Annotated in this window: 22 protein-coding genes; 12 read left to right on the plus strand and 10 right to left on the minus strand. The window is 70.1% G+C overall.

Annotated features, from left to right (window positions below; all coding sequences use genetic code 11):
* Positions 1-63: 63 nt before the first annotated feature.
* From DEJ22_RS01835 to DEJ22_RS01860, 6 genes are all read right to left on the minus strand, one after another.
* Positions 64-1,065 (minus strand): hypothetical protein, encoded by a 1,002-nt coding sequence (locus DEJ22_RS01835; RefSeq protein ID WP_146241732.1) that lies wholly within the window; start codon positions 1,063-1,065, stop codon positions 64-66.
* Positions 1,066-1,791: 726 nt separating this feature from the next.
* A complete protein-coding gene (locus DEJ22_RS01840; RefSeq protein ID WP_146241731.1) occupies positions 1,792-2,304 on the minus strand; it encodes a hypothetical protein in 513 nt (170 codons plus the stop codon).
* 405 nt (positions 2,305-2,709) lie between these two features.
* Positions 2,710-3,825 carry a substrate-binding domain-containing protein gene (locus DEJ22_RS01845; RefSeq protein WP_111226830.1) on the minus strand — a complete coding sequence of 372 codons (1,116 nt, stop codon included), beginning with the start codon at positions 3,823-3,825 and terminating at the stop codon, positions 2,710-2,712.
* Between the two features lie 84 nt (positions 3,826-3,909).
* Positions 3,910-5,202 (minus strand): multiple monosaccharide ABC transporter permease, encoded by a 1,293-nt coding sequence (gene mmsB / locus DEJ22_RS01850; RefSeq protein ID WP_111226829.1) that lies wholly within the window; start codon positions 5,200-5,202, stop codon positions 3,910-3,912.
* Complete coding sequence (gene mmsA, locus DEJ22_RS01855) at positions 5,199-6,722, minus strand: multiple monosaccharide ABC transporter ATP-binding protein (RefSeq protein ID WP_111226963.1); 1,524 nt, start codon at positions 6,720-6,722, stop codon at positions 5,199-5,201. Before mmsA ends, mmsB begins: the two co-directional genes overlap by 4 nt.
* A 478-nt stretch (positions 6,723-7,200) precedes the next feature.
* Positions 7,201-8,220: a LacI family DNA-binding transcriptional regulator gene (locus DEJ22_RS01860; protein ID WP_111226962.1), complete on the minus strand. Its 1,020-nt coding sequence runs from the start codon at positions 8,218-8,220 to the stop codon at positions 7,201-7,203.
* A 154-nt stretch (positions 8,221-8,374) separates the two neighbouring features.
* On the opposite strand from DEJ22_RS01860, the gene DEJ22_RS01865 reads away from it, so the two are divergent.
* Positions 8,375-10,057 carry a cell wall-binding repeat-containing protein gene (locus DEJ22_RS01865; RefSeq protein WP_146241730.1) on the plus strand — a complete coding sequence of 561 codons (1,683 nt, stop codon included), beginning with the start codon at positions 8,375-8,377 and terminating at the stop codon, positions 10,055-10,057.
* A gap of 82 nt (positions 10,058-10,139) precedes the next feature.
* On the opposite strand, the gene DEJ22_RS01870 is transcribed toward DEJ22_RS01865, so the two are convergent.
* A complete protein-coding gene (locus tag DEJ22_RS01870; RefSeq protein WP_111226827.1) occupies positions 10,140-11,189 on the minus strand; it encodes a magnesium and cobalt transport protein CorA in 1,050 nt (349 codons plus the stop codon).
* 259 nt (positions 11,190-11,448) lie between these two features.
* A complete protein-coding gene (idi, locus tag DEJ22_RS01875; RefSeq protein WP_111226826.1) occupies positions 11,449-11,991 on the minus strand; it encodes an isopentenyl-diphosphate Delta-isomerase in 543 nt (180 codons plus the stop codon).
* A gap of 21 nt (positions 11,992-12,012) precedes the next feature.
* Between idi and DEJ22_RS01880 the strand changes: the two genes are divergently transcribed.
* From DEJ22_RS01880 to DEJ22_RS01910, 7 genes are all read left to right on the plus strand, one after another.
* Positions 12,013-13,071: a polyprenyl synthetase family protein gene (locus DEJ22_RS01880; RefSeq protein ID WP_111226825.1), complete on the plus strand. Its 1,059-nt coding sequence runs from the start codon at positions 12,013-12,015 to the stop codon at positions 13,069-13,071.
* On the plus strand, positions 13,068-13,985 hold the full coding sequence (locus tag DEJ22_RS01885) for a phytoene/squalene synthase family protein (protein ID WP_111226824.1): 918 nt from the start codon (positions 13,068-13,070) through the stop codon (positions 13,983-13,985). The genes DEJ22_RS01880 and DEJ22_RS01885 overlap by 4 nt, the downstream gene beginning before the upstream one ends.
* Positions 13,982-15,682 carry a phytoene desaturase family protein gene (gene crtI / locus DEJ22_RS01890; RefSeq protein ID WP_111226823.1) on the plus strand — a complete coding sequence of 567 codons (1,701 nt, stop codon included), beginning with the start codon at positions 13,982-13,984 and terminating at the stop codon, positions 15,680-15,682. Before DEJ22_RS01885 ends, crtI begins: the two co-directional genes overlap by 4 nt.
* A complete protein-coding gene (locus tag DEJ22_RS01895; RefSeq protein WP_111226822.1) occupies positions 15,682-16,044 on the plus strand; it encodes a lycopene cyclase domain-containing protein in 363 nt (120 codons plus the stop codon). Before crtI ends, DEJ22_RS01895 begins: the two co-directional genes overlap by 1 nt.
* Positions 16,041-16,445: a lycopene cyclase domain-containing protein gene (locus tag DEJ22_RS01900; RefSeq protein WP_181430738.1), complete on the plus strand. Its 405-nt coding sequence runs from the start codon at positions 16,041-16,043 to the stop codon at positions 16,443-16,445. The genes DEJ22_RS01895 and DEJ22_RS01900 overlap by 4 nt, the downstream gene beginning before the upstream one ends.
* Positions 16,442-17,368: a prenyltransferase gene (locus DEJ22_RS01905; protein ID WP_111226821.1), complete on the plus strand. Its 927-nt coding sequence runs from the start codon at positions 16,442-16,444 to the stop codon at positions 17,366-17,368. The genes DEJ22_RS01900 and DEJ22_RS01905 overlap by 4 nt, the downstream gene beginning before the upstream one ends.
* A 208-nt stretch (positions 17,369-17,576) precedes the next feature.
* On the plus strand, positions 17,577-18,620 hold the full coding sequence (locus DEJ22_RS01910; protein WP_111226820.1) for a Gfo/Idh/MocA family protein: 1,044 nt from the start codon (positions 17,577-17,579) through the stop codon (positions 18,618-18,620).
* A 327-nt stretch (positions 18,621-18,947) separates the two neighbouring features.
* Here the strand turns inward: DEJ22_RS01910 and DEJ22_RS01915 are convergent, their stop codons facing one another.
* Entirely contained in the window at positions 18,948-19,688 is a 741-nt protein-coding gene (locus DEJ22_RS01915) for an MBL fold metallo-hydrolase (RefSeq protein ID WP_111226819.1), read from the minus strand.
* Between the two features lie 63 nt (positions 19,689-19,751).
* On the opposite strand from DEJ22_RS01915, the gene DEJ22_RS01920 reads away from it, so the two are divergent.
* From DEJ22_RS01920 to DEJ22_RS01930, 3 genes are all read left to right on the plus strand, one after another.
* Entirely contained in the window at positions 19,752-20,273 is a 522-nt protein-coding gene (locus tag DEJ22_RS01920) for a hypothetical protein (protein WP_111226818.1), read from the plus strand.
* 3 nt (positions 20,274-20,276) lie between these two features.
* Entirely contained in the window at positions 20,277-21,338 is a 1,062-nt protein-coding gene (locus DEJ22_RS01925; RefSeq protein WP_258379602.1) for a YihY/virulence factor BrkB family protein, read from the plus strand.
* A gap of 93 nt (positions 21,339-21,431) precedes the next feature.
* Complete coding sequence (locus DEJ22_RS01930; protein WP_111226817.1) at positions 21,432-22,130, plus strand: SDR family oxidoreductase; 699 nt, start codon at positions 21,432-21,434, stop codon at positions 22,128-22,130.
* Positions 22,131-22,137: 7 nt separating this feature from the next.
* Here DEJ22_RS01930 and DEJ22_RS01935 read toward each other — a convergent pair whose 3' ends face one another.
* Entirely contained in the window at positions 22,138-23,712 is a 1,575-nt protein-coding gene (locus DEJ22_RS01935) for an ABC-F family ATP-binding cassette domain-containing protein (protein WP_111226816.1), read from the minus strand.
* Positions 23,713-23,990: 278 nt separating this feature from the next.
* On the opposite strand from DEJ22_RS01935, the gene DEJ22_RS01940 reads away from it, so the two are divergent.
* Positions 23,991-24,416: a DUF3151 domain-containing protein gene (locus DEJ22_RS01940; protein ID WP_111226815.1), complete on the plus strand. Its 426-nt coding sequence runs from the start codon at positions 23,991-23,993 to the stop codon at positions 24,414-24,416.
* The last annotated feature ends 17 nt before the right edge of the window (positions 24,417-24,433 follow it).

A 24,433-nucleotide genomic window follows, 5' to 3' on the forward strand; every position in this document is an offset into this window, starting at 1 on the left:
GGTAGAGGGGGCGGCCGTTCGACTCGAATACCCGTCGCTCGTTAATCCTTCACAGTGCAGCATTCAATCGCCGAGGGGCGTCTCGTCGTCGTCTTCCTCGCGTACCGGCAACCGCGGGGAGGCGAGTGCCCGCTCTCGTAGTGCCTCCTTCGCATTCCGGTAGCGCTCCTGCAGGTCGTCCATCGCTGCCTCGATCACCTCGAGTCGCCGCGTCTCCCAGTGTTCCGCGTCCGCTACATACAGCGAATTGATGCGCGGCACCAATTCGTACGCCAACAAAAGGGTGCTGAACAGCATCTTCTCATCGGTTGCCATCACGTCCGGCAGATAGATGTCATTGGACTGCAGGACAAATCCGCCATCAACGTAGAGCTTCAGCGCGAACGATCGCCGCGCGTCGCCGACCGCCTGAATGAACGAGATATCAATCGGCCCAAGAGTGTCGGCTTCGGCAACTGCCGTAAGGAAATTGGGGCGTGAGAAGTCGACGCCGGCCCGGAGGTCCGCCGTACGCGCTGACGCATCGCGGCCGCTAATTCCCGAAACTTGGTCCAGAGTCAAATCTGGAGCAATTTGGTCTTGATCTCGCTGTTGAACCGTCAGCCAAAGGAAGATGTCTGGATCGCGAAGCTGTAATGGCGAGTTCCAGCGGTCGATCTTGGTGGAAGCGTCATCGCTCTGGAAGATCTTCTGCAGGCGTGCAACAACCCCATCTCGGCGATGGAGGAGAGTGCGGTTGCGGCTCGAGACAAGGATGGCGACGCTTGAGTTGGCTAGGTCGGTGATGACCACATCGACGGCATCGAGCCGGCGGACCGTTCGGGGATCCAGCCCGGGTTGATCGCTTACACCTGTCGGAGGCGTCGCCCAAAAGTAGAAGCGAGCTTGGAGCATCCTGGGGAGCTCGTCATTTGCTTCGAGTATGACGGGATCGGAGACGGGAGGTGCAGTGTTGATTGTGCCTAAGTTGGACTGAGCATTTTCCATACTCGCCCAGCCCGGGCTCATGGTAGACGGAACAGGCCGCTCGGCAAGCATGCGATCGCGAATCTGTTCCAATGACATGGCAGTGCGCGCCATCATTGGGAGAACGCCTACACTGGCGCGACTCATGGTGGGCAAATTATCTCCGGACTAGGCGAATTGATTGAACATTGGACTCCCGCGTCCAAAACGTGAGCATCAGCTGCAGGAATGGGTGCGGGTGCTTGAATGAGTAATCGACGTTGTAAGTTTTGTCCTCAACGAGGCGTGGGGCCGTCCATCGGACTTGCGCTTCCCTCCATAAGCCCGGTCTGCTCGGTGCGGAGCTCATTTCTACCTCGAACCCGCAGATTCCGTCGTTCGCTTCCGTAAGAAGCCTACCAGCTATGTCTGAGGAGTACTCGACATAGGGCTTGAGGGATGACTGCTCGACGCGAATCTGCAGCTGCAGAGCTCCGCGACTCACTAAGCGGAGGATCGCGTAGCTCAACCAGCCGCTGTTCCGGCTGATGATGGTCAGATCGACTGGCTGCCCCACCAAGTTCCGGTTCGAAATCTTTAAGACGAGTTCGCTGGTCGGTTCGACCGGATCTCCGGGAATCTTCCAATGCAGGTCGATGCCAGGCCGCCCAAGAATGAGCTGTAGAAAGACTTCCAGTAGGAAAGCTGCGACTGCGGCCCCTAGTAGATAGCGCCAAATGGGGTGCCAGTCCGGAAGGTTCTGCTCGAGCGAAGGGTCTAGTCCAACCACGCTCCAAGCCACGAAAGCAACCTTTAGAGCCTCTACCAGCAGGCGGCGAAATACGCTCATTGCAGTTCTAGCGCTTCCCACGCGGTCGTCAACAGATTTTCCGCTTCCTCCGGTGTGGAACTATCGAGGTAACCGTCGCGTCGAATAGTCGCGCGCCGGTGGGTTTCAATAGATTTCAGTTCGACACCAACGATGTACAAGCCATCAAATTCGTCATGCATGGCAGCTATGAGTTCCCGTCCCCCGAAATCTCCCAATATCGTTTTCAGGTCCGATGAGATGAGGGAAGACTCTTGCTCATCGAGGGCGGTCAAATATGCATCTGATATCTCGAATCGCACTACCATGAAACCGTTGTTCATCGCAAACTCTGCGAGTCGGATCAAGTCTTGAGAGCCGAGGCGAAGAGGACGTTCTGAGTTCAGCGCTGTGTCGTCAATCGGCCGGAAGCGCAGAGGTGCATCCCTGGAGCTGGTGAGGGTCACCCGGCGCATCATGATGCCATTCTGCAGCATTGAGGTGACATTTGCTTCGCACTGCGCACCACGGTCGACCAGCTGTGTCGGCACTAAACGCTTTCTCTTGAGTGGGTAAGCCGTCCATCCGTCCGTACCGATAGGCGGGAGGGGCGCTTGTTGCGGCCGCACCCCGTGCCTCCCGTCCGGCGCTCCCACCGTCCCGCCAGACGGGGGCGTCGGCGTGAGACGTACCGCGGTCGTCGAGACGCCCGGAGAACCCGCGGCGTCTCACCCCGGTGCGGGTGTCTCGATGCGACGTGGGCGTCTGGACGATACCCGCGAGACACACCGCCCCTGCCGAGACGCCCCGGAACGCGGGAAGGCCCCGTCTCGCCGGAGCGAGACGGGGCCTTGCCCCGGAACGCGGGAAGGCCCCGTCTCGCCGGAGCGAGACGGGGCCTTCCTCGTGCTGTGGTGCTGTGGTGCTGTGGTGCTGTGGTGCTGCTGCGGAGGGGATCAGCCCTTCTTGGCGAGCTCCTCGAGGGTGTCGTTGCCCTTGTAGGCCTCGACCGCGTTCTCCTTGGTGACCAGGACCGGGGTCAGCTCGACGGCCGGCACGATCTTCTTGCCGTTGTCGTTGTTCTTGTCCTCGGTGGTCTTCGGGGTCTTGCCGTCGGCCAGGTCGGAGACCAGGTCGATCGCGGCCTGCGCCTCGTCGGTGGTGTTCTTGTAGATGGTCGAGTACTGCTCGCCCTGCATGATCAGCGGGATCGAGGCGGTCTCGGAGTCCTGACCGGTGACGACCGGGTTCGGCTTGCCGGCCGCCTTGGTGGCGGTCAGGATCGCGCGGGCCAGGGTGTCGTTCGGCGACAGGACGCCGTCGAGCTCGGTGTTCGTGTACGACTTCGTCAGGATGTCGGTCATGCGCGACTGGGCGTTCTGCGCGAGCCAGCCCTGCGTGTTGGTCTCCGAGAAGCTGGTGCGACCCGAGACGACCTTGACGGTGCCGTCGTCGATCTTCGGCTGGAGGACGTCCATCGCGCCGTTGAAGAAGACCTTCGCGTTGGCGTCGTCGGGCGAACCGGAGAAGAGCTCGATGTTGTACGGACCCTCGGCCTTCTTGGCCTTCATGCCGTCGAGCAGGGCCTGGCCCTGCAGCTGGCCGACCTTGAAGTTGTTGAACGCGACGTAGTAGTCGACGTTCTCGGTGTTCAGGATGTTGCGGTCCCAGGCGATGACGACGGCGCCGGACTTCTTGGCCGCGGCGACCTGCGTGCCGAGCTGCGAACCGTCGGCGGCACCGATGATGATCGCCTTCGCACCCTTGGTGACCATCGACTGGATCTGCGCCTGCTGGTCCGGGACCGGGTTGCCGGCGTTCGCGTACTGGATGTCGGCCTTGAAGCCGGCCTTCTCGATGGACTTCTCGAAGGCGTCACCCGCGAGCACCCAGTTCTGCGAGGTCTTGGCGGGGAGCGCGACGCCGATCAGGGCGCCCTTCTCGATCTTGACGTTCGAGGCGCCGTCCGACGAGCCGGAGCCGGCGTCGGAGTTGCCGCGGGCCGAGCAGCCACTGAGGGCCAGGCCCGCGACGAGTGCCAGACCGATGCCGGCGATGAGCTTCTTGCGCATGAGATTGCTTTCTCTTCGTTGAGGAGTGGTGCTGTGTGGTGAGGGATCGTGCGGGCGGCCACCGGCGTGGCCGCCCGCCACGCGTTACTGGACGTTGACCTTCTCGGGCTGGTCCTCGATGCTCCGCGGCTGCTGCGCGGCCACCGTGTTCTGCTCGGTGTCCTTGCGTTGGAACTGCTTCAACATCCCGCCGATCAGGGACGGACGACCCTGGGACTTCGAGTAGACGTCGAAGGCGACGGCGACGAGCAGGACGAGACCGCGGATGATCTGGACGCGGTTGGACTCGAGACCCACCAGCGACAGACCGTTGGACAGCAGGGCCATGACGAGACCACCGATGATCGACCCGGAGATCGTGCCGATGCCACCGGCGACCGCGGCGCCACCGACGAACACGGCGGCGATCGCGTCGAGCTCCCAGCCGGTGCCGTCCGCGGGGCCCGAGGCGCCCGAGTAGCCGACGAAGACCATGCCGGCGATGGCGGCCAGGACCGACATGTTCATCATGACGAAGAAGTTGACCTTGCGGGCGCTGACGCCGGACAGGACGGCGGCGTTCGCGTTGCCACCGACCGCGTAGACCTGGCGGCCGAAGATCGTGTTCTTGGTGAGGAAGCCGTAGACGATGGTCAGGACACCGAGGATGATCGCGACGACCGGGATCGAGGTGCCGGCGGGGCCCGCGGCGAACAGGTAGGTCGCGACGAGGGTGACGGCCACCAGGATGCCCGTACGGACGATCGAGACCCAGAGCGGGACGAGCTCGGCGTGCATCTTCTTGCGACGCTGACGACCGCGGAACTCGAGGAAGATCAGCACCAGGCAGGTGATGAGGCCGAGGATGAGCGTGCCGTTCGAGAACCCGAAGTCCGGGCCGAAGTCGGGCAGGAAGCCCGAACCGATCTGCGCGTAGTCGTCCGGCACCGGCTGCGAGGTCGAGTTGCCGATGATCTGGTTCGCACCGCGGAAGATGAGCTGGCCGGCCAGGGTCACGATGAAGGCCGGGACCTTCACGAACGCCACCCAGAAGCCCTGCCAGGCACCGACCGCGGCACCCACGGCGAGGCCGAGGAGGATCGCGGCCCACGCCGGGAAGTTCCACTGCGCCATCGACTGGGCGACGATGATGCCGGTGAACGCGGCCACCGAACCGACCGACAGGTCGATGTGGCCGGCGATGATCACCATGACCATCCCCAGCGCCAGGATGAGGATGTAGGAGTACTGCAGGAACACGTTGATGATGTTCGTCGGCTCGAGGATGAGCCCGTCGGTCCAGATCGAGAAGATGATCAGGATCGCCACCAGGGCGATGATCATGCCGTACTGGCCGATGCTGTTGCCCTTGCCGAAGAGCAGTTTCAGGTTCTTCATGAGATCAGTGCGCCCTTCCGCGCGGAGGTCATGCTGCGCATGAGGGTTTCGGGGTCGGCCTGGTCAGCGGGGACGTCAGCCGTGATCTGGCCCTCGAAGATCGTGTAGATCCGGTCGGAGAGGCCGAGGAGTTCGGGGAGCTCGGAGGAGATGAGGATGATGCCCTTCCCCTGCGCTGCGAGCTGCTGGATGATGCCGTAGATCTCGAACTTCGCGCCCACGTCGATGCCGCGGGTCGGCTCGTCGAGGATCAGCAGGTCCGGGTCGGTGAACATCCACTTGGACAGGACGACCTTCTGCTGGTTCCCGCCGGACAGCTTGCCGACGTTGTCCTCGACCGAGGGCACCTTCGTGCGGAGCATCTTGCGGTACTTCTCCGCAACGTCGTACTCCTTGAGGGAGTCCACGACGCCGGCCTTCGAGATCTTCGGCAGGTCGGCCGCGACGGTCGAGCGCTTCACCGTGTCGAGCAGGTTGAGGCCGAGTGCCTTGCGGTCCTCGGAGACGTAGCCGAGCCCGTTCGCGATCGCCTGCTGGACGTTCGCGACCTTGATCTCACGGCCGTCCTTGATGATCTGGCCGTCGACGAACGTGCCGTAGGAGCGGCCGAAGATGCTCATCGCGAGCTCGGTGCGGCCGGCGCCCATCAGGCCCGCGAAGCCGACGATCTCGCCGCGACGGACGTGGAAGTTCGACCCCTTGGCAACCAGGCGGGACGGGTCCTGCGGGTGCTGGACGGTCCAGTTCTTCACCTCGAAGAAGACTTCGCCGATCTTCGGGGTGCGGTCCGGGAAGCGGCTCTCGAGCGAGCGGCCGACCATCCCGCGGATGATCCGGTCCTCGTTGACGCCGTCGCCCTTCACGTTGAGGGTCTCGATCGCCTTGCCGTCGCGGATGATCGTGATCTCGTCGGCGATCTGCTCGATCTCGTTGAGCTTGTGGCTGATGATGATGCTCGCGATGCCCTTGGACTTCAGCCCGACGATCAGGTCGAGCAGGTGCTGCGAGTCGTTCTCGTTCAGGGCGGCGGTCGGCTCGTCGAGGATGAGGAGCTTGACGTCCTTGTGCAGGGCCTTCGCGATCTCGACGAGCTGCTGCTTGCCGACACCGAGGTTCTTGATCTGCGTGTCCGGGTCCTCGTCGAGGCCGACACGGGCGAGCAGGTCCTGCGCGCGCAGCTGGGCGCTGGTCCAGTCGATGACGCCGAAGCGGCCGGGCTCGTTGCCGAGGAACAGGTTCTCGGTGATCGACAGCTCGGGGATGAGCGCGAGCTCCTGGTGGATGATGACGATGCCGGCCTGCTCGGACTGCTTGATGTCCTTGAAGCGGACCTCTTCGCCCTCGTAGACGATCTCGCCGCTGTAGGTGCCGTACGGGTAGACGCCCGACAGCACCTTCATGAGGGTGGACTTGCCGGCGCCGTTCTCGCCGCAGATCGCGTGGATCTCGCCGGCGCGGACGCTGAGCGACACGTCCGAGAGTGCCTTCACACCAGGGAACTCCTTGGTGATCGACCGCATCTCGAGGATGGTCTCGGCGCTGGTGACGGACCTGGTGGCCAGGTCCGGTCCCTGTGGGGTTGACGCCACGGTGCATCTCCTTCTGCCGCTGCGGTGCGGCAGTCCTTCGGGTGGTGAGCTGCGGCATCGGGGGCGCAGGAGTCGCCTGCGTGGACCTCGTTGTCGCGTCCGGTGTCCCGATCGTGTGACGGTCATGTGACCGTTCACATCGGCGGAACGGAGGTAATTTACGCACAGCCCCGTCGCGGCTGTCAATTCGGTTCGGTCGCGTTTTCGTAACGGCCCGCGTGATCCGGCGGAATCCGCGTGCCGACGCCCCCCGAGGTGGGGTGGTCGGCCGTCGTGCGTGGGGACGAGGGGCGTCGGTGGAGCAGCAACTGTCGGGTCCGCCGGTGGTACCCGACGTCTTCTGCTCCACGAACGAACGGGAGGCGCGGGGCGGGGTCGCCACGGGCCTCCCGTCCGGCGGGTGGTCGCGTCAGCGACGCCGCGGTGCGCCCGTGGACCCGCGTACCACGAGCTGCGGCACGAGGTCGACCGGGCGGAGCGCCTGGTCCTCCGACGGCAGGAGCAGTTCGACGCACCGCCTGCCGAGCTCCGGGAAGTCGACCTCGACCGTGGTCAGCGGCGGCCAGAGGTGCTTCGCCTCGGGGATGTCGTCGTAGCCGACCACGGACAGGTCACCCGGCACGTCGAGCCCGTACGACCGCGCTGCGTGCATGACGCCGAGCGCCATCGCGTCGTTCGAGCAGAAGATCGCCGTGCAGTCCCGGTACCGCAGGAGCTCGCGGCCCGCGTGGTAGCCGAAGTCCGCCGTCCAGTCACCGAGGATCGGCGGCACGACCGGCATGTCCCGGTCGGACATCTCGCGCAGGAACCCCTGCATGCGGGCCTCGGCCTCGATCCAGTCCTGCGGCCCGGCGATGTGACGGACGTACTCGTGCCCGAGGTCGAGCAGGTGCGCGGTCGCGAGCCGGGCCCCCTCCATCTGGTCGATGAAGAGCGTCGAGCGTTCGTCCCCGCCGCTCGTGCGGAGCGCCACGTACGGCGTCCGCATGCCGAGCTCCTCGATGAGGTCGAACACGCGCTGCTGTGGCGCGATGACGATGATGCCCTCGACGTCCTGGTCGAGCAGGTGCCCGAGGCCGTCCCGGACCGCCTCGTCGGTGGCGGCCGCGATGTTCGCGGTCGTCACCGAGTAGCCGCGCGTGACGGCGGCGTCCTCGATCGCCTGCATCGTCGCCGCCGGGCCGTAGTGCGAACGCTGGGCGGTGAGCACCCCGATCGTGTGCGTCCGGCTCGTGACGAGGGCGCGCGCGGCGCGGTTCGGCCGGTACTGCAGCTGCTCCATCGCCGCGAGCACGCGGTCCTTGGTCTCCGCCCGGATCGCGTCCGAGTTGTTGAGCACCCGCGACACGGTCTGGTGCGAGACGCCGGCGACCCGCGCGACGTCGCGGATGCTGGGCGAGCGCGGTTGCTGTGTCCGCGGTGACGCCATCGTTGCTCTCTCCCGCCCGGGGCCGTGGCACGCCGATGTGCACGTTCACATTCCGAGCCAGATCATTATGCACGGCAGTCGGCTGCGCGCCAGCCGGAGGGTGTCCCTCGGACCGGGGCTGCTCGCGCTTGCCACACGCCCCTACGATCCCGCTGTGCATCTCCAGAACGAGGCGGACCCGACCGCCCCCGCCGCGTCGCGCGTCCTGCGGGGACGCCCCGCCCTCGCCGCGATCGCCGCCGTGGCCGCGCTCGTCGGCGCGGTCCTGCTGCCGACCACCGCGACCGCCGCGTCGACCGACGGGCACCTCGTCGGCCAGGTCACCCTCGCCGGCGACGGCACGCCCCCGAACGCCACGATCGACGTGGTCGACGGGAGCGGGTACGTCGTCACGTCGGTCGACCAGGCGGCGCGCGGGACGTTCGGCGCGACCGTGCCGGCGGGCACCTACTGGTTGTCGCTGCGGGACCCGTCCGTCGAGCAGAAGTCGGTGGCGCAGTCCTGGTACCCGGACGCCCCGACGCAGCGCGAGGCGACGAAGGTCGTCGTCGCGGCAGGGCAGACCGTCCGACTCGGTGCCTTCACGGCGACGAGCCCCGGGACCGTGGCCGGCGAGTGGAAGTACCCGGCGGGTACCTCCCACCCCGACGTCTTCGGTGTCGTCACCGCATGGCGCCTGGACGAGCACGGTGGCCGCCCCGTCCTGGTGAGCGGCACCGACATCGACCAGCAGTCCGACGAGTCGTGGACGATCACCGGGCTCGTCGCCGGGCGGTACGTCCTGCGGTTCAGCGCGATCGACGGTGCCTGGGCGACGAGCTACCGGGCGGGCTCGCACTGGGCGACCGACCCCGCGGCTGCGACGCCGCTGACGGTCCGACCCGGGCAGTTCGACACCGGGATGACGATCGACCTGCAGGAGCCCGTCCGTGACGTGACCCGCATCGACGGCGGGAACCGGTACGACGTCTCGGCGGCGGTCGCCCGGAGGATCCCCGGCACCGGCGGCACGGTCTACGTCGCCAACGGCGAGAACTTCCCCGACGCGCTGACCGCAGGGCCGGTCGCCGCGCACGACCACGCACCGCTCCTGCTCGTCACCCCGAACGCGATCCCCGACGTCGTCCGCCGGACCATCGTCGCCCGACAGCCCGACCGCATCGTCGTCGTCGGCGGACCACCCTCGGTCTCCGCCGACGTGTTCACGCAGCTGCAGGGCCTCGCGCCCGAGGTCCGTCGGGTGTCCGGGGCGGACCGGTACGCGGTCGCCCGACAGCTCGCGACGGACACGTGGGGCACCACCGGCGCGCAGCGCACGTACCTGGCGAACGGCACCGGCTTCGCGGACGCCCTCTCCGCGGGGGCCGCCGCCGCGTACGACGACGTCCCGTTGATGATCACCCCGGGCGGGTGGACGGCCGACCCCGCCGCGGCAGCGGTCCGGCGTTCGCTCGGCGTCGAGTCGGTGTGGGCCGTCGGCGGCGCGGTCTCGCTGAGCGACGCGGTGGCGCACGACGTCGCCGGCGAGAAGTGGTCCGGTCGCTACGAGGGCGCGACCCGCTTCGACGTGTCGGCGAACCTGTCGTGGGACGTCTTCGCACCGTTCGGTGGCTACAGCGACACCGTCTACGTCGCGGTCGGCACGAAGTTCCCGGACGCGCTGTCCGGCACGCCCCTCGCCGCGGTCACCGGCTCGCCGCTCGTCATCGTGAAGCCCGGGTGCATCCCGGAGGACACCCTGGACTTCATCGACTCGTTCGGCGCGAACCACGTCGTGCTGCTGGGCGGGCCGGCGTCGCTCGACGGGAACGTCGCGGCGCTGCGGTCCTGCGGCTGAGCGGAACGCCAGCGACGAGCACGGGCCCGTCACCTCGCACGGGGTGACGGGCCCGTCGCCGGTCCGGCCGCAGTCGGCAGGGTCAGAGCCAGTTGCGCTTCCGGAACACGAGCCACAGGACCCCCGCCAGGGCGAGCATCGCCACGATCGCGACCGGGTACCCGTACCGCCAGTGCAGTTCGGGCATGTGGTCGAAGTTCATGCCGTAGACACCGGCGATGAGCCCGGGCGCGAACAGGATCGCCGCCCACGACGAGATCTTCTTGACCTCCTCGCCCTGGCGGTGCGCGGCCCGGGCGAGCTGTCGGCTCTCCTCACCCTGGGCCAGCGAGGCGCTCGTCATGCGCCGCATGGCCTCGTTCTGCTCCTGGGTGACGAGCGTCGAGTGGAGCGTGAGCGCATTCTCGAGCAGGGCGCGGAACGAGTCCACGCGCTCGGTGACCCGGAGCGCGTGGTCGAGCACGTTGCGGAGCCGGTGCTGCACCTCGTCGTCGACGCCGTACTTGTCGGCGCCGCGCAGGAGCCCGCGCACCATGGCGGGCACCGGAGCGGTCGCCCGCTGGAACGCGAGCACCTCGCTGAGCAGCTGGTAGATCCGCTTCGAGACGCCGGGGTCGACCTGGCCCGCGAAGAGCTGGTCCTCGATGGCGTCGACCTGGTCCTGGATCACCGCGACGACCGGGGCGTAGCCGTCGACGATCTCGTCGAGCACGGCGGCCGTGACGGCCTCGGACCCCTTCGCCAGGAACTCCGGGTCCGCCTCGACCCGGCAGCGCACGGCGGCGAGGTCGGGCTCCTCGGCGTGCCGGACGCTCACCACGAACTGCCGCCCGACGAAGAGGTGCACCTCGCCGAACTCGACCTCGTTGGTGTCCGCGCGGTGCCAGGCCGGTCGGAGCACCAGGAAGAGCGTGTCGCCGTACCGCTCGAGCTTGGCGCGCTGGTGTCCCTTGCGGGCGTCCTCGACGGCGTTCTCGTGCAGCCCGAACTCGGACGCCACGGCCTCGAGCTCCGCGTCGTCCGGGCGCAGCAGCCCGATCCACGCCAGGTCGCCCGGGGTGTCGTGCGACAGGGTCGTCGGACTGCCGACGCGTCGTCCTGCGACGTAGACGGCGTTGTCGATGCGTGCCATGTCGTGCTCCTCGTGCTCGGGAGCAGGCCGGTGCGACGCTCCGGCGGCCGGAGCAGGGCGTGCACGTGCTCCGGCGTGGCCGGAGCGGGGCGTGCGTCAGCGAACGGGCGCGGTGACGACCGGGGCGGTCGTCCGGCCCGATCGAGGATGGTCACCCGACATCGCGCCTCACCTGCCCTTCTCGTCGTCCGTGGTCGCCAGGGCGCGACCAACGGGTCACGATACCCGGCGGGTTGGTGTGCGTCGAGTGAGCGATCGCTCAGCGGGTGACGTGCAGGCCCTGCTGCTCGAGCTCCGCGAGCTGCCACCCGAGCCAGGGGCTCCAGGCGAAGGGTGCACCGCTGACCGACTCGCGCAACGACTCCTCGGAGACCCAGGCGTACTCGGCGACCTCGTCGTCCGCGGGCGCCGGCACGTCGTCGGTCACGGCGCGGAACACCGGGCAGACCTCGTTCTCGACGATGCCCGACGCGTCGACCGCGCGGTACCGGAAGTCGGGCAGGACGAGCTCGACGTCGCGGACGGTGATGCCCAGCTCGCGCGAGGCGCGTCGGGCGATCGCGTCCTCGAACGCCTCGTCCGGGCCGGGGTGGCCGCAGAAGGTGTTCGTCCACACCCCCGGCCACGTCTTCTTCGACAGCGCGCGACGGGTCACGAGGACCTGGCCGTCGGCGTTCCGCACGTGGCACGAGAACGCGAGGTGGAGGGGCGTGTGGTCGGTGTGCACCGTGAACTTGTCCGCCGTCCCGACCGGGGTACGGTCGTCGGCCAGCAGCACCACGGTTTCCGGGAAAGTGTTCATCTGCCCCGATAGGTTAGGCCAATGAGCGAGGAAGCGGCCACCGTGGCGCAGATCGACCTCGCACTGGTCGACGACTGCATCGAACGCTTCTTCGCGGTGTCGTCGGCTCGTGCGCGTCGGTTCGGCAGACCGTCCGAGGAACTCTGGCGGGTGCTCCGTCGTGCGAGCATCGGCGGCAAGCGCTTCCGTCCCCGCATGGTTCTCACCGCCTACGCGGGGCTCGGCGGCACGGACGCCCACGCCGCCGCGAACGTCGCCGCCGCCTACGAGCTCCTCCACACCGCGCTCGTCGTGCACGACGACGTCATCGACCGCGACTGGTCCCGCCGCGGCGAACCGAACGTCGCCGGGTCCTTCCGTGACACCGGCACCACGGGCGGGCTCGCACTGCCCACCGCCGAGCACCGCGGGGTGAGCGCCGCGATCATCGCCGGCGACCTCGCCCTGGTCGCCGCGGCCCGCTTCGTCGAGGCGTCCGGCGTCACCGGCGAGCGTCGCACCCGCCTGCTCGAGATCCTCGACGACGCCGTCTTCGCGAGCGCCGCGGGCGAGATGACGGACGTCGACCTCGCGCTGGGCGTGATGCCCTCCGTCGACGAGGTCCTCGCCATGGAGCGCGCGAAGACGAGTGTGTACTCGTTCGAGGCGCCGTTGCAGTCCGGCGCCGTGCTCGCCGGTGCGCCCGAGTCCGTCGTCGAGGCGCTCGGTGCGTTCGGCCGCGAGATCGGCATCGCGTACCAGATCGTCGACGACCTGCTCGGGGTCTACGGCGATGAGACCGTGACCGGCAAGTCCGTGCTCGGCGACCTGCGCGAGGGCAAGCGCACGATGCTCATCGCCCACGCCGCGACCACCGAGTGCTGGGACGACATCGCGCCGTACCTCGGCGACCCCGACCTGACCGAGGAGCGCGCCGCCGAACTGCGTGCGACCCTGGAGACCTGCGGCGCCAGGGCGGCGGCCGAGTCCCGGATCGCCGAGCACGCCGCACTCGCCCGCGCCGAGCTCGCGGCCCTGCCGTACGAGCTCGCCGAACGACTGGAGCACCTGGTGTCCGAACTGCTGGAGCGCGTGCGGTGACCCAGACCGCACCACCGCGTCTGCCTCTCTACGACGCGACGGCCGAGGCCGCCTCCGGGGTCGTCATCGCGCGCTACTCCACCTCGTTCGGGCTCGCGAGCCGACTCCTCACGAAGGACACGCGCGAGCACATCCGCAACGTCTACGCCCTGGTCCGCGTGGCCGACGAGGTCGTCGACGGCCCCGCGACCGAGGCCGGGCTCGACCACGACCTGGCGCGGACGGTGCTCGACGAGCTCGAGGCGGACACGGAGCGCGCGATGGCGCTCGGGTTCTCGGTGAACCCCGTCGTGCACGCCTTCGCCCGCACCGCCCGGACGACCGGTTTCGGCGCCGAGCTCACGAAGCCGTTCTTCGCGTCGATGCGCATGGACCTCGAGCGCACGGAGCACGACCAGGAGTCGTTCGACCGCTACGTGTACGGCTCCGCCGAGGTCGTCGGCCTGATGTGCCTGCGGGCGTTCGTCCACCGCGCAGGGCGTCCGACGTTCGACGACGCCGTGCTCGTCGACGGTGCGCGGGCGCTCGGGGCGGCCTTCCAGAAGGTGAACTTCCTGCGTGACCTGCACGCCGACTTCGAGGTGCTCGGCCGCTCGTACTTCCCCGGCGTCGACATCCGCACCTTCGACGAGGCCACGAAGGAGCGCCTGGTCGCCGACGTGCAGGCGGACCTCGACCGTGCCGCGCTGACGGTCCCGCTGCTCCCGGCCGACGCCCGCAAGGCCGTCGCTCTCGCGCACGCGCTGTTCCAGGAGCTCAACGACCGCATCGCGGCCTGTCCGGCGGACCGGCTCATCGCCACGCGCGTCCGCGTCCCGAACCCGGTCAAGGCGCAGCTCGCCGCGCGCGTCCTCGCGGGTCGCGCCCCGCTGCCGTCCCGCGCCACCACCCACCGGTCTGGAGGCCGTGCATGACCCCGCCCCGTGCCTCCCGTCCGACCCAGCGCGCGTCGCAGCGCGCGGTGCCGGCCCGACGTGCCGTGATCGTCGGCGGTGGCATCAGCGGACTCGCGTCCGCCGCGCTGCTCGCGCGCGACGGCTACACCGTCACCGTGCTCGAGCAGCGCGACCAGCTCGGCGGCCGCGCCGGGTCGTGGGAGCGGGACGGCTTCCGGTTCGACACGGGCCCGTCCTGGTACCTCATGCCCGAGGTCTTCGACCACTTCTTCCGCCTGCTCGGCACCACGGCCGACGCCGAGATGGACCTCGTCCGGCTCGACCCGGGGTACCGCGTGTACAGCGAGGGCCACGACGAGCCGATCGACCTGCGCGCCGACCGCGAGGCGAACATCGCGCTCTTCGAGTCGATCGAGCCCGGCGCCGGCGAGCGGATGCGGAAGTACCTCGACTCCGCCGCGGACACCTACGCGATGGCGGTCCGCCGGTTCCTGTACACGACGTTCGCGGACCTGACGAAGCTCGCCGCCCCCGACGTGCTCCGACGCCTGCCGAAGCTCGCCCGGCTCCTGCTGCAGCCGCTGTCGACGTTCGCGTCGAAGGCCGTCCGCGACCGCCGGCTCTGGCAGGTCCTCGGGTACCCGGCGGTGTTCCTCGGCACGAGCCCGTACGCCGCGCCGAGCATGTACCACCTGATGAGCCACCTCGACCTGGCGGACGGCGTGCTCTACCCGAAGGGCGGCATCACCGAGGTCATCGCGGCCGTCGAACGGGTCGCCCGCCGCGAGGGCGCCACGATCACGACCGGTGCGCCCGTCGAGCGGATCGTGGTCGAGGACGGCCACGTCACGGGCGTCGTCCACCGCGACGCGTCCGGAGCGGAGCACACCGTGCCCGCCGACCTCGTGGTGAGCGCCGCGGACCTGCACCACACCGAGCTGCACCTGCTCGACGCGGAGCACCGGACGTACCCGGAACCGCACTGGCGCAAGCGCGACCCGGGGCCGAGCGCCGTGCTCGCGTACCTCGGCGTCGACGGTCCCGTGCCCGGACTGCTGCACCACACGCTCGTCTTCACCGCCGACTGGGAGGCCAACTTCGGCGCGATCTTCGGGAAGGACCGGCACGTGCCGGACCCGGCGTCGATCTACGTCTGCGCGCCCTCGCTCACCGACGACACCGTCGCACCCGAGGGGTCGAGCAACCTGTTCGTCCTCGTGCCGCTGCCCGCCGACCTGTCCATCGGGAAGGGCGGGATCGACGGCGCGGGTGACGCGGAGGTCGAGCGCATCGCCGACCGGGCCATCGACGTCATCGCCGAGCGTGCCGGGGTGCCGGACCTGCGCGACCGCATCCGGGTGCGCCGCACGATCGGGCCGCAGGACTTCGCCGACGACTACAACGCGTGGAGCGGCTCGATGCTCGGGCCCGCGCACACGCTGGCGCAGAGCGCGTTCTTCCGCGAGAAGAACGTCTCCGCCAAGGTCGACGGGCTCTACTACGCGGGCGCCTCCACCACCCCGGGCATCGGTCTGCCGATGTGCCTGATCAGTGCCGAGGTGCTGCTCAAGCGCATCCACGGCGACACGTCGACCGAGCCGCTGCCGACGCCGCTGCCGGCACCGGCACCGGCACCGGCACCGGCACCGGCGTCGGGGTCGGCGTCGGGTCCGGCCGGTTCGTCGACGGTGGCGGCCGCCCGGACCGCGGGCTGATGCCGGGGGCGTACCTCGCCGGACTCCTCGTGTCGATCGCCGGCATCGCGGTGCTCGACGCCCGGTACCGGTTGTTCTTCTGGCGGAGCCCCCTGCGCGCCGCCGCGGTGATGGTGATCGGGCTCGTGTTCTTCATGGTGTGGGACGTCGCTGGCGTGCACCTCGGCGTCTTCTTCATCGGGCAGAACGAGCTGCTGACGGGGGTGCTGCTCGCGCCGGAGGTCCCGCTCGAGGAGGTCTTCTTCCTCCTGCTGCTCTGCTGGACGACGATGGACCTGTTCGGTGCCCTGCGCCCGGTCGTGGCCAGGCGGCTCGACCGCTCGGGGGCTCCGGGCGGGTCCGACGAGGAGTCCCGCGCATGACCGGGACGGCGACCTACGCCATGCTCGCGGTGCCGTTCCTGGCGTTCGCCGCGCTCGTCGCCGTGGCTGCCGGTGCCGTGGCCGCGCGCCGACGTGGTGCCGGCCGGCGCCGTGTCGGTGTCGTCAGCGCTGTCGCCGCGGGCGTCGTCCTGCTCGTGATGACCGGCGTCTTCAACAACGTGATCGTCGGGCTCGGGATCGTCGCGTACGACGACACCCTGATCTCGGGGGCCCGGGTCGGGCTGTTCCCCGTCGAGGACCTCGCCTACTCGATCGGCGCCGCCCTGCTGCTGCCGAGCTGCTGGGTCCTGCTGGAGCGGCCGCGTCGGCCGCGCGACGAGCGCCCGGTACTGTCGGAACGCCCGACGCAGCCATCCCGCCGACCGGAGGAGACCCCGTGAACGCCACCACCGCCTCCAGGCCGTCGACCCTGCGCGCCCTGTTCGTGTCGTCGCGACCGATCAGCTGGGTGAACACGGCCTACCCCTTCGGCGCCGCGTACCTGCTCGGCAGCGGGGTCGGCGTCGACGGCGGGGGCGGGTTCTCGCTCGTCGCGTTCCTGGTCGGGGTCGTGTACTTCCTCGTGCCGTACAACCTGGCGATGTACGGCATCAACGACGTGTTCGACTACGAGTCCGACCTGCGGAACCCGCGCAAGGGCGGGGTCGAGGGCGCGCTGCTCGACAAGAGCGTCCACCGCACCACGCTGTGGGCCGTCGTCGTCACGAACGTGCCGTTCCTCGTGGCGCTCGTCGTGCTCGGCGCCCTGAGCGGCAACGGACCGTGGTCGTGGCTGGTGCTCGCGATCAGCGTCTTCGCGGTGATCGCGTACTCGGCGCCGGGACTGCGGTTCAAGGAGAAGCCGTTCCTCGACTCGCTGACGTCGTCGACGCACTTCGTCTCCCCGGCGGTCTACGGGCTCGCGCTCGCCGGGCCGCACTGGACGGGGCAGCTCGTCGCACTGTGCGTGGCGTTCTTCCTGTGGGGCGTGGCCTCGCACGCGTTCGGCGCCGTGCAGGACGTCCTGGCCGACCGCGCCGGCGGGATCGGCTCCGTGGCGACCGTCATCGGTGCCCGGGCGACGGTGCGCCTGGCGTTCGTGGCGTACCTCGTGGCCGGTGTCGCGCTGCTGTTCTCGGACTTCCCGGGGCCGATCGCGGCGGTCGTCGTCGTGCCGTACGCGCTCAACGTGCTGCCCTGGTGGAACGTCACCGACGACGGCGCGGGATCGGCGAACGCGGGGTGGAAGCGCTTCCTCTGGATCAACTACCTGGCGGGGTTCATCGTGACGATGGCCCTCATCGCCTACGCCTACGCGCACTGACGCGCGGGTCGTCAACCCGCGCCCGCCCACGTCCCCCCGCGCCGTTCGTCGATGGAGCAGACGACGTCGGGTCGGGGGAACGCACTCGACGTCTGCTGCTCCATCGCCCGCCCGCCGGGGTCCCCTGCGCGACACTCGTCGCCGGCCTGACAGACTGGACGAACGCGCCGCGGGAGTCGTGGTGCGCCGGTCACGAAGGAGTGCACGCATGACGGTCCGCATCATCCACGTCGGTCTCGGAGGCTGGGGCGGCAACTGGGCCCGCACCGCCATCCCGCAGGTCACCGAAGTGGAGGTGGTCGGGCTCGTCGACCCGGTCCCCGCGACGCTGGACGCCGTGCGCGAGGACCTGGACCTGCCCGAGTCGGCCGCGTTCGCCTCGCTGACCGAGGCACTCGCCGGGGTCGAGGCCGACGCCGTCGTGATCACCGCGCCGGCCGTGACGCACGTGCCGCTCGCGCTCGAGGCCCTCGAGGCCGGCAAGCACGTCCTGGTCGAGAAGCCGTTCGCGAACTCCACCGACGAAGCGCTCACCGCGGTCCGCCGGGCCGAGGAGCTCGGGCTCGTGCTGCAGGTCAGCCAGAACTACCGCTGGTACCCGGCGCCCCGCGCCGTCAAGGACCTGCTCGCGGCGAAGGAACTCGGCGAGCTGTCGGCGATCAGCATCGACTTCCGGCAGTGGGACAACGACCAGCCCGTCGAGACCTACCCGCACTACCGGTTCCCGCACCCGATGATCAACGACATGGCGATCCACCACTTCGACCTGCTCCGGATGATCACCGGGCTCGAGGCGGTCCGCGTGTACGCCCGGGCGTCGTACCCGAGCTACAGCAAGTACCAGGACGAGGCCGTCACGTCGATGATCATCGAGCTCGAGGACGGCCTGGTCGTGAGCTACCGGGGCAGCTGGCTCTCGCGTGCGCCCCGGACCGCGTGGGCGGGGGAGTGGAGCATCCAGGGCGAGGACGGCGAGATCTGGTTCACCAGCCGTGACGGGTCGCCGAGCGAGATCGCCGGTGACCGCGTGACGCTGCGGGCCGACCAGGACGCCGAGGCCGAGGCCGTGGACCTGCCGACGCTCGAGCACACCGACCGGCAGGGTGGGCTGCAGGCCTTCGCGCGCTCGGTCGAGGGTGGCCCGGCGCCCGAGACGAGCGGTCGTGACAACCTCCGGAGCCTCGCGCTGATGGAGGCAGCGGGACGCTCGGCCGCGTCCGGTCGCCCCGAGGACGTGGTCCTGCCCGAGTAGGGCAGCCCGGAGCCGGGGGTCCTGCCCGGGTGCGACCTGCCCGGAGGTTCCGGGCGTGCCTGGTGGATCCGAGCGTCCCTGATCGTTCCGTTCGACCAGGTACGCCCGTTCCCGCCAGCCATCGCGTCCGTTCTGGGAAGGAGCGGGCACGGGGGAGCGCGCGCTGCGACGGTCGGGAGGCGCGGGGCGGCGCCGCCACGCGCCTCCCGTCCGTCATCCCGCTCACCGTCACTGCCGCGAGAGCGACAGACCGACGCGGACCGTTCAGCGCACGCTGTCGCTCTCGCGGTACGGTCCGAGCGCGCCGCGGCCACGCGCCGCGCGCCGCTACGCGGCGCCGGCCACCCGCCGGGCCTGCGCGACCGCGGCGCGGACGCCCCGGTCGAACGCAGGGCCGTGGCCGGGCAGGACGTGCCGCGCCTCGGTGTCCTCGAGGCGACCGAGCGACGCGACCGCCTCGTCGACGTCCGACGTCGCGGCCGGCGCGACCACCCGCGGGCCGATCCCGCCCGTGTACGGGTCGAAGGTGACCAGAGCGTCGCCCGCGATCAGCGCATCCCGATCGGCGAAGTGCAGCGCCACGTGCCCGTCCGTGTGTCCGGGCGTCTCGATGATCCACGGCGACCCGGGCACATCGGCGCGGGACTCCAGCGGCAGCGTGTCGTCGATCCCGTCGACGGTGGCCGCACCGGCCAGCAGCATGCGGCCCAACGGCGCGAGCCCGCCGGGGTGCACCGCGACGAAGCCGAAGCGGTTCGTCTGCGGCCGGTACGAGTACGGGTGCGCCGCCAGGTCCCGGTCGCCCGGGTGCACGAACACCGGCGTACCCCACTCCCGGTGCATCCGCGCCGCGGTGCCGACGTGGTCGAAGTGCCCGTGCGTCAGCAGCAGGCCCTCGACGCGATCGGGCGAGTACCCCAGGTCGTGCACGGCGAGCAGCAGGTGCGGCCACGCGGCGGGGAGCCCCGCGTCGACGACGAGCAGCTGGTCACCCGTCTCGACGAGGTACGTGTTGGTGTGTGCGATCTCGAGGCGGTGGATCCCCTCGGCGACGTCCCGGAAGAGCATGGCCTGCACCGTAGACCGCGGCTCCTCGGTGCGGTGCCGGGTACCGCCTGGTAGGCACGATGCATGGCCAAGGACAGCATCCCCGAGCTGGAGCTCGCCAACGTGCGGACCCGCGAACGCCTGACGGACAGCGTCAGCGAGATCAGGCGGCGCTCCGACGTGCCCGCTCGCACCCGGCTCGCGGTGGCGAAGGCCCGGCAGCGCTGGCACCGTGACCCCACCCCGCTCGTGGCCATGGCGGTGACGGCTGCGACCGGCATCGCGGCGATCGTCCTCGGCACCCGCATCGGGCGGACCGACGCCGGGCACCTCGACGAGCCGGCGGCCTCGACGGCGTTCACCGCCCTGCTGCCGTTCGGTGCCCGCGGTGCGGTCGATCCCGACCAGGCGAAGGGCGGTCGCACGGCACGGAAGGCCCGTCGGAAGGCGGCCGAGGAGGCCCTCGAGCGTGACCCGGCGCACAAGAACCGCGTGAAGCAGCGCGTCGGCATCGTCGCGGTGCAGCGGCGGGCGAACAAGAACCGGAAGCAGGCCGCGAAGCGGTCGAAGGCCGCGGCGAAGGCCGCGCTGAAGGCGAAGGGCTAGACCATGGCGCGCAAGGACCACGACCTGCAGCACGACATGCAGCACAAGCCGGCGCCGGACGACCCCCGGAAGCCGGACAGCCCCACCGACCTGACGAAGCCCTCGTTCACGTACACGCTGAAGAAGACACTCCGCGAGTTCACCGGTGACCAGTGCACCGACCTCGCGGCGAGCCTGACGTACTACACGGTGCTCGCGCTCTTCCCCGGGCTGCTGGCGGTCGTCTCGATCCTCGGTCTGGTGTCCAACCCGAAGGACACCATCGACACCCTGCTCGACGTCGTCACGAACGTCGGTGGCGGGCAGGTCGCCGAGCTCCTGCGCGACCCGGTCGAGGGACTCGTCCGCTCGCCCGCGGCCCCGATCACGTTCATCGTCGGTGTGCTCGGTGCCCTCTGGTCGGCCTCCGGGTACGTCGGCGCGTTCGGTCGCGCGATGAACCGCATCTACAACGTCCGCGAGGGCCGACCGATCTGGAAGCTCCGTCCGACCATGCTCGGCGTGACGGTCTTCACCGTGGTGCTGCTCGTCATCGGCCTGCTCGTGCTCGTCTCGGGCCCGCTCGCCCGGGCGTTCGGCGACGTGATCGGCCTCGGCGACGCCGCTGCGCTCGTGGTCTCGATCGTGCAGTGGCCGATCCTGCTCGTCATCATGGTCGCCGTCGTCGCGGTCCTGTACTACTGGGCGCCGAACATCCGGCAGTCGAAGTTCAAGTGGGTCAGCGGTGGTGCCATCGTCGCGATCGTGATCTGGATCATCGCGAGCGTCGGCTTCGGGTTCTACGTCGGCAACTTCTCGAACTACAACGCGACGTACGGCTCCCTCGGTGGCGTGATCGTGTTCCTGCTGTGGATCTGGATCACGAACAACGCGCTGCTCTTCGGTGCGGAGTTCGACGCGGAGCTCGAGCGCGGTCGCCAGCTGCAGGCCGGCATCCGGGCCGAGGAGGACATCCAGCTCCCCGAGCGCGACACACGCCAGATCGAGAAGCAGGACGAGAAGCACGCGCAGGACGTGCTCGAGGGGATCAAGATCCGCGAGAGCGCCGGGCGCACGAAGGACTGAGCAGCTCCTGCACAGCAGCCGCGGCCGGCACCGCCCTCCACGGCCTGGAGGCGCGGTGCCGGTCCGTCACGCCCGCTCCGTAGGGTGGGAGGCATGACCGACACCGCACCCGCCGCCGACCGTCCGACCGCCCTCGTCACCGGGGCCACCCGCGGGATCGGTCGGGCGATCGCGCTGGACCTCGGCCGGACGCACCACGTCCTGGTCGGCGGCCGCAAGGCGGCGGCCGTCGACGAGCTCGTCGCAGCGCTGCCGAGTGCGGCGCCCTTCGTCGGCGACCTCGGCGCCGGCGACGTGCCGGAACTGCCGGAGTCGCTCGACGTCCTCGTGCACAGCGCGGGCGTCGAGCAGGGCACGCGCATCGCCGACACTACGCGCGACGTCTGGGAGCAGGTGTTCGCCACGAACGTCTTCGCGGTCGCCGAGCTGACCCGGCTGGCGCTCCCCGCGCTCCGGGCCGCTCGGGGCATCGTCGTGCCGATCAACAGCGGCTCGGGCTTCACCGCGGGCCCCGGCGGCGGGGTGTACGCGGCGTCGAAGTTCGCGCTCCGGGCCTTCGCCGACGCCCTGCGCGAAGAGGAGCGGGCGAACGGCGTCCGGGTGTCGAGCGTGCACCCGGGGCGGACCGACTCGGACATGCAGCGTGCCCTGACCGAGAAGCTCGGCGAGGACTACGACACCGCCTACTACCTGGCGCCCGAGGACGTCGCCGCCGCCGTCCGGACCGTCGTCGACCTGCCGGAGCGCGGCACGATCGAGTCGCTCGCGATCCGGCCGACCCGGAAGCGGTAGGCCGGGCCTACCGCAGCTCGATCCGCCCGGTCAGGTCGAGGCGCGCGAGGAACGTCTCGTCGTGACTGACGACGACGAGGGCGCCGCGGTACGCCCTGAGCGCGTCGACGAGCTGGTCGACGCTCGTCAGGTCGAGGTCGTTCGTCGGCTCGTCGAGCACGAGCAGCTGCGGCGGCGGGTCGGCCAGCACGAGGGCGGCCAGCGCGACCCGGAAGCGCTCGCCGCCCGACAGCGACCGCACCGGTCGGCCGACGGTGTCCCCGCGGACGAGCAGCCGTGCCAACTGGTTCCGGAGCTCCCTGTCGGGTACGTGGGGTGCGTCCCGCCGGACGTTCGCCAGGACGGTGGCGTCGTCGTCCAGCGCGTCCCGCCGTTGCTCCAGGTACCCGATCCGGTCGACGTGCGGGACTGCCGAGGTCTCCGGCAGCGGGTGTTCACGAGCGCCCGGCGCGCCGACGAGTTGGTCGAGGAGCGTCGTCTTGCCGACGCCGTTGTCCCCGGTCACCGCCAGGCGTTCCGGCCCCTGGACGACGGTGTCCCGTCCACGGACGGTGATCGTCGCGATCCGCCTCGACCCGCGGACGTCCGGGTCGGGCAGCGCGACGTGCAGGGTCTCGTCGTCGCGGAGCCGCAGCTCGGCTTCGCGGACGGCCGACAGTGCCTGCGCCTCGGCCGTACCGTGCGCCGTGCGGAGCCGACCGGCGGTCTCCTGCGCCTGCTTCCGCTGCTCGTTCGCCAGGATCTTCGGCATCGAGCGGCCCGCCTTCTCACCCGCCTTCGCCCGGCGCGCGATCGTCGTCTCGGCCTCGATGCGCTGCCGCTGCTCGGCCCGGTGGCGCTGCTCGGCCACCCGGACCTCGCGCTCCACGGCTGCCTGCTGCACGGCGAGTTGCTCCTCGTACGCGCTGAACGTCCCGCCGAACACCGTCGCTGATCCGCTGCGGAGCTCGACGGTCTCGTCGACGTGCTCGAGCAGCTCCCGGTCGTGGCTCACGACGACGAGGGTGCCGCTCCACCCGTCGACCAGGTCGAGCAGGGCGGCACGGGCACGGCGGTCGAGGTTGTTCGTCGGCTCGTCGAGCAGCGCGATCGGACGGCCTCGCAGCCGGATGCCGGCGACCGCCGTCAGGACCGCCTGCCCGCCGGACAGTGTCGTGACGGGCCGGTCGAGGTCGGTACCGTCGAGCCCCGGGACGCCTGCGAGCGCGGCGGCGGCGCGCTCCTCGACGTCCCAGTCGTCGCCGATCGCGTCGAAGTGCTCCTCCGAGGCGTCCCCGTCGAGGACCGCGCGGAGCGCCGTCAGCGCCGGACCCACCCCGAGCAGGTCCGCCACGGTGTCCTCGGGACGGGCGTGCAGGCGCTGGGGCAGATGGTCCACCGGGCCGGTCGTGGTGACCGAGCCGGACGTGGGGTGGAGCTGGCCGGTGACGAGCCGGACCAGCGTGGACTTGCCGGCGCCGTTCCTCCCGACCAGGCCGGTGCGGCCGCGGCCGAACGCAGTGGTGAGGTGGTCGAGCGCGACGGAGCCGTCGGGCCAGGTGAAGGTGAGGTCGTGCAGGACGACGGACGGTGCTGCGGGCATGGGGGTGCCTCCCGGATCGTGAGCTGGGCGCACGACACCGGATCCGCGGCGACCGGAGGGGTCGGCGGCGCGGACGCGCCCGACGGGGCGCGACGATCACGGTGTCAGCGCGAGGACTGCGCGGTACCGGTGATCGACTGCACGGCTGCTCGTTCCGTCGGGGACCCCCGTGTCCGCCACCCGTGCTGCCGGTCGGTCTCCCGCCCCGGCTGCCCCGCGTGACGACGAGGTGTCACCCACCGTACCTGTTCCGGGGCGGGAGGTGACAGGCTGGGTGCATGCCGGAGAACCTGCTGCCGAACCCGACCGCGAACCCCGCCACCCTGCTGCCGGAGGAACCGGAGGTGACCGCCGCGCTCGCCGCCGACGCCCCCGTCTCGAGCGTCGTCGTGTCGCACCCGTCGTCGAGCCTGGCGTGGGCGCTCCTCGCCGACGAAGCCTGGGAGCGCGGTGCGACCCTGGAGTCCTACGCCTACGCCCGCGTGGGGTACCACCGCGGCCTCGACGCCCTGCGCAAGGCCGGCTGGCGCGGTGCCGGGCCGGTGCCGTGGTCGCACGAGCCGAACCGTGGCGTGCTCCGGGCGTTGTTCGCCCTGCGCCGCGCGGCCGAGGCGATCGACGAGCCGGGCGAGCCCGAGCGCCTGACCGAGTTCCTCGACGCGTCCGACCCGGAGGCGCTGCGCGCCCTCACAGCGGGGGAGTAGCGCGGGCGGGCGGCTGC

Origin of the sequence: Curtobacterium sp. MCSS17_007, assembly GCF_003234175.2 — a bacterium.
Classification (GTDB): domain Bacteria; phylum Actinomycetota; class Actinomycetes; order Actinomycetales; family Microbacteriaceae; genus Curtobacterium.

Coding starts and splice junctions, on each gene's coding strand:
- DEJ22_RS01900 (WP_181430738.1), top strand. CDS start 16,041: ATGACCGGGACGGCGACCTACGCCATGCTCGCGGTGCCGTTCCTGGCG.
- crtI (WP_111226823.1), top strand. CDS start 13,982: ATGACCCCGCCCCGTGCCTCCCGTCCGACCCAGCGCGCGTCGCAGCGC.
- DEJ22_RS01915 (WP_111226819.1), bottom strand. CDS start 19,688: ATGCTCTTCCGGGACGTCGCCGAGGGGATCCACCGCCTCGAGATCGCA.
- DEJ22_RS01935 (WP_111226816.1), bottom strand. CDS start 23,712: ATGCCCGCAGCACCGTCCGTCGTCCTGCACGACCTCACCTTCACCTGG.
- DEJ22_RS01870 (WP_111226827.1), bottom strand. CDS start 11,189: ATGGCACGCATCGACAACGCCGTCTACGTCGCAGGACGACGCGTCGGC.
- DEJ22_RS01835 (WP_146241732.1), bottom strand. CDS start 1,065: ATGTCATTGGAACAGATTCGCGATCGCATGCTTGCCGAGCGGCCTGTT.
- DEJ22_RS01925 (WP_258379602.1), top strand. CDS start 20,277: ATGGCGCGCAAGGACCACGACCTGCAGCACGACATGCAGCACAAGCCG.
- DEJ22_RS01880 (WP_111226825.1), top strand. CDS start 12,013: ATGAGCGAGGAAGCGGCCACCGTGGCGCAGATCGACCTCGCACTGGTC.
- mmsB (WP_111226829.1), bottom strand. CDS start 5,202: ATGAAGAACCTGAAACTGCTCTTCGGCAAGGGCAACAGCATCGGCCAG.
- DEJ22_RS01930 (WP_111226817.1), top strand. CDS start 21,432: ATGACCGACACCGCACCCGCCGCCGACCGTCCGACCGCCCTCGTCACC.
- DEJ22_RS01940 (WP_111226815.1), top strand. CDS start 23,991: ATGCCGGAGAACCTGCTGCCGAACCCGACCGCGAACCCCGCCACCCTG.
- idi (WP_111226826.1), bottom strand. CDS start 11,991: ATGAACACTTTCCCGGAAACCGTGGTGCTGCTGGCCGACGACCGTACC.
- DEJ22_RS01895 (WP_111226822.1), top strand. CDS start 15,682: ATGCCGGGGGCGTACCTCGCCGGACTCCTCGTGTCGATCGCCGGCATC.
- DEJ22_RS01860 (WP_111226962.1), bottom strand. CDS start 8,220: ATGGCGTCACCGCGGACACAGCAACCGCGCTCGCCCAGCATCCGCGAC.
- mmsA (WP_111226963.1), bottom strand. CDS start 6,722: ATGCGGTCGATCACCAAGGAGTTCCCTGGTGTGAAGGCACTCTCGGAC.
- DEJ22_RS01910 (WP_111226820.1), top strand. CDS start 17,577: ATGACGGTCCGCATCATCCACGTCGGTCTCGGAGGCTGGGGCGGCAAC.
- DEJ22_RS01845 (WP_111226830.1), bottom strand. CDS start 3,825: ATGCGCAAGAAGCTCATCGCCGGCATCGGTCTGGCACTCGTCGCGGGC.
- DEJ22_RS01920 (WP_111226818.1), top strand. CDS start 19,752: ATGGCCAAGGACAGCATCCCCGAGCTGGAGCTCGCCAACGTGCGGACC.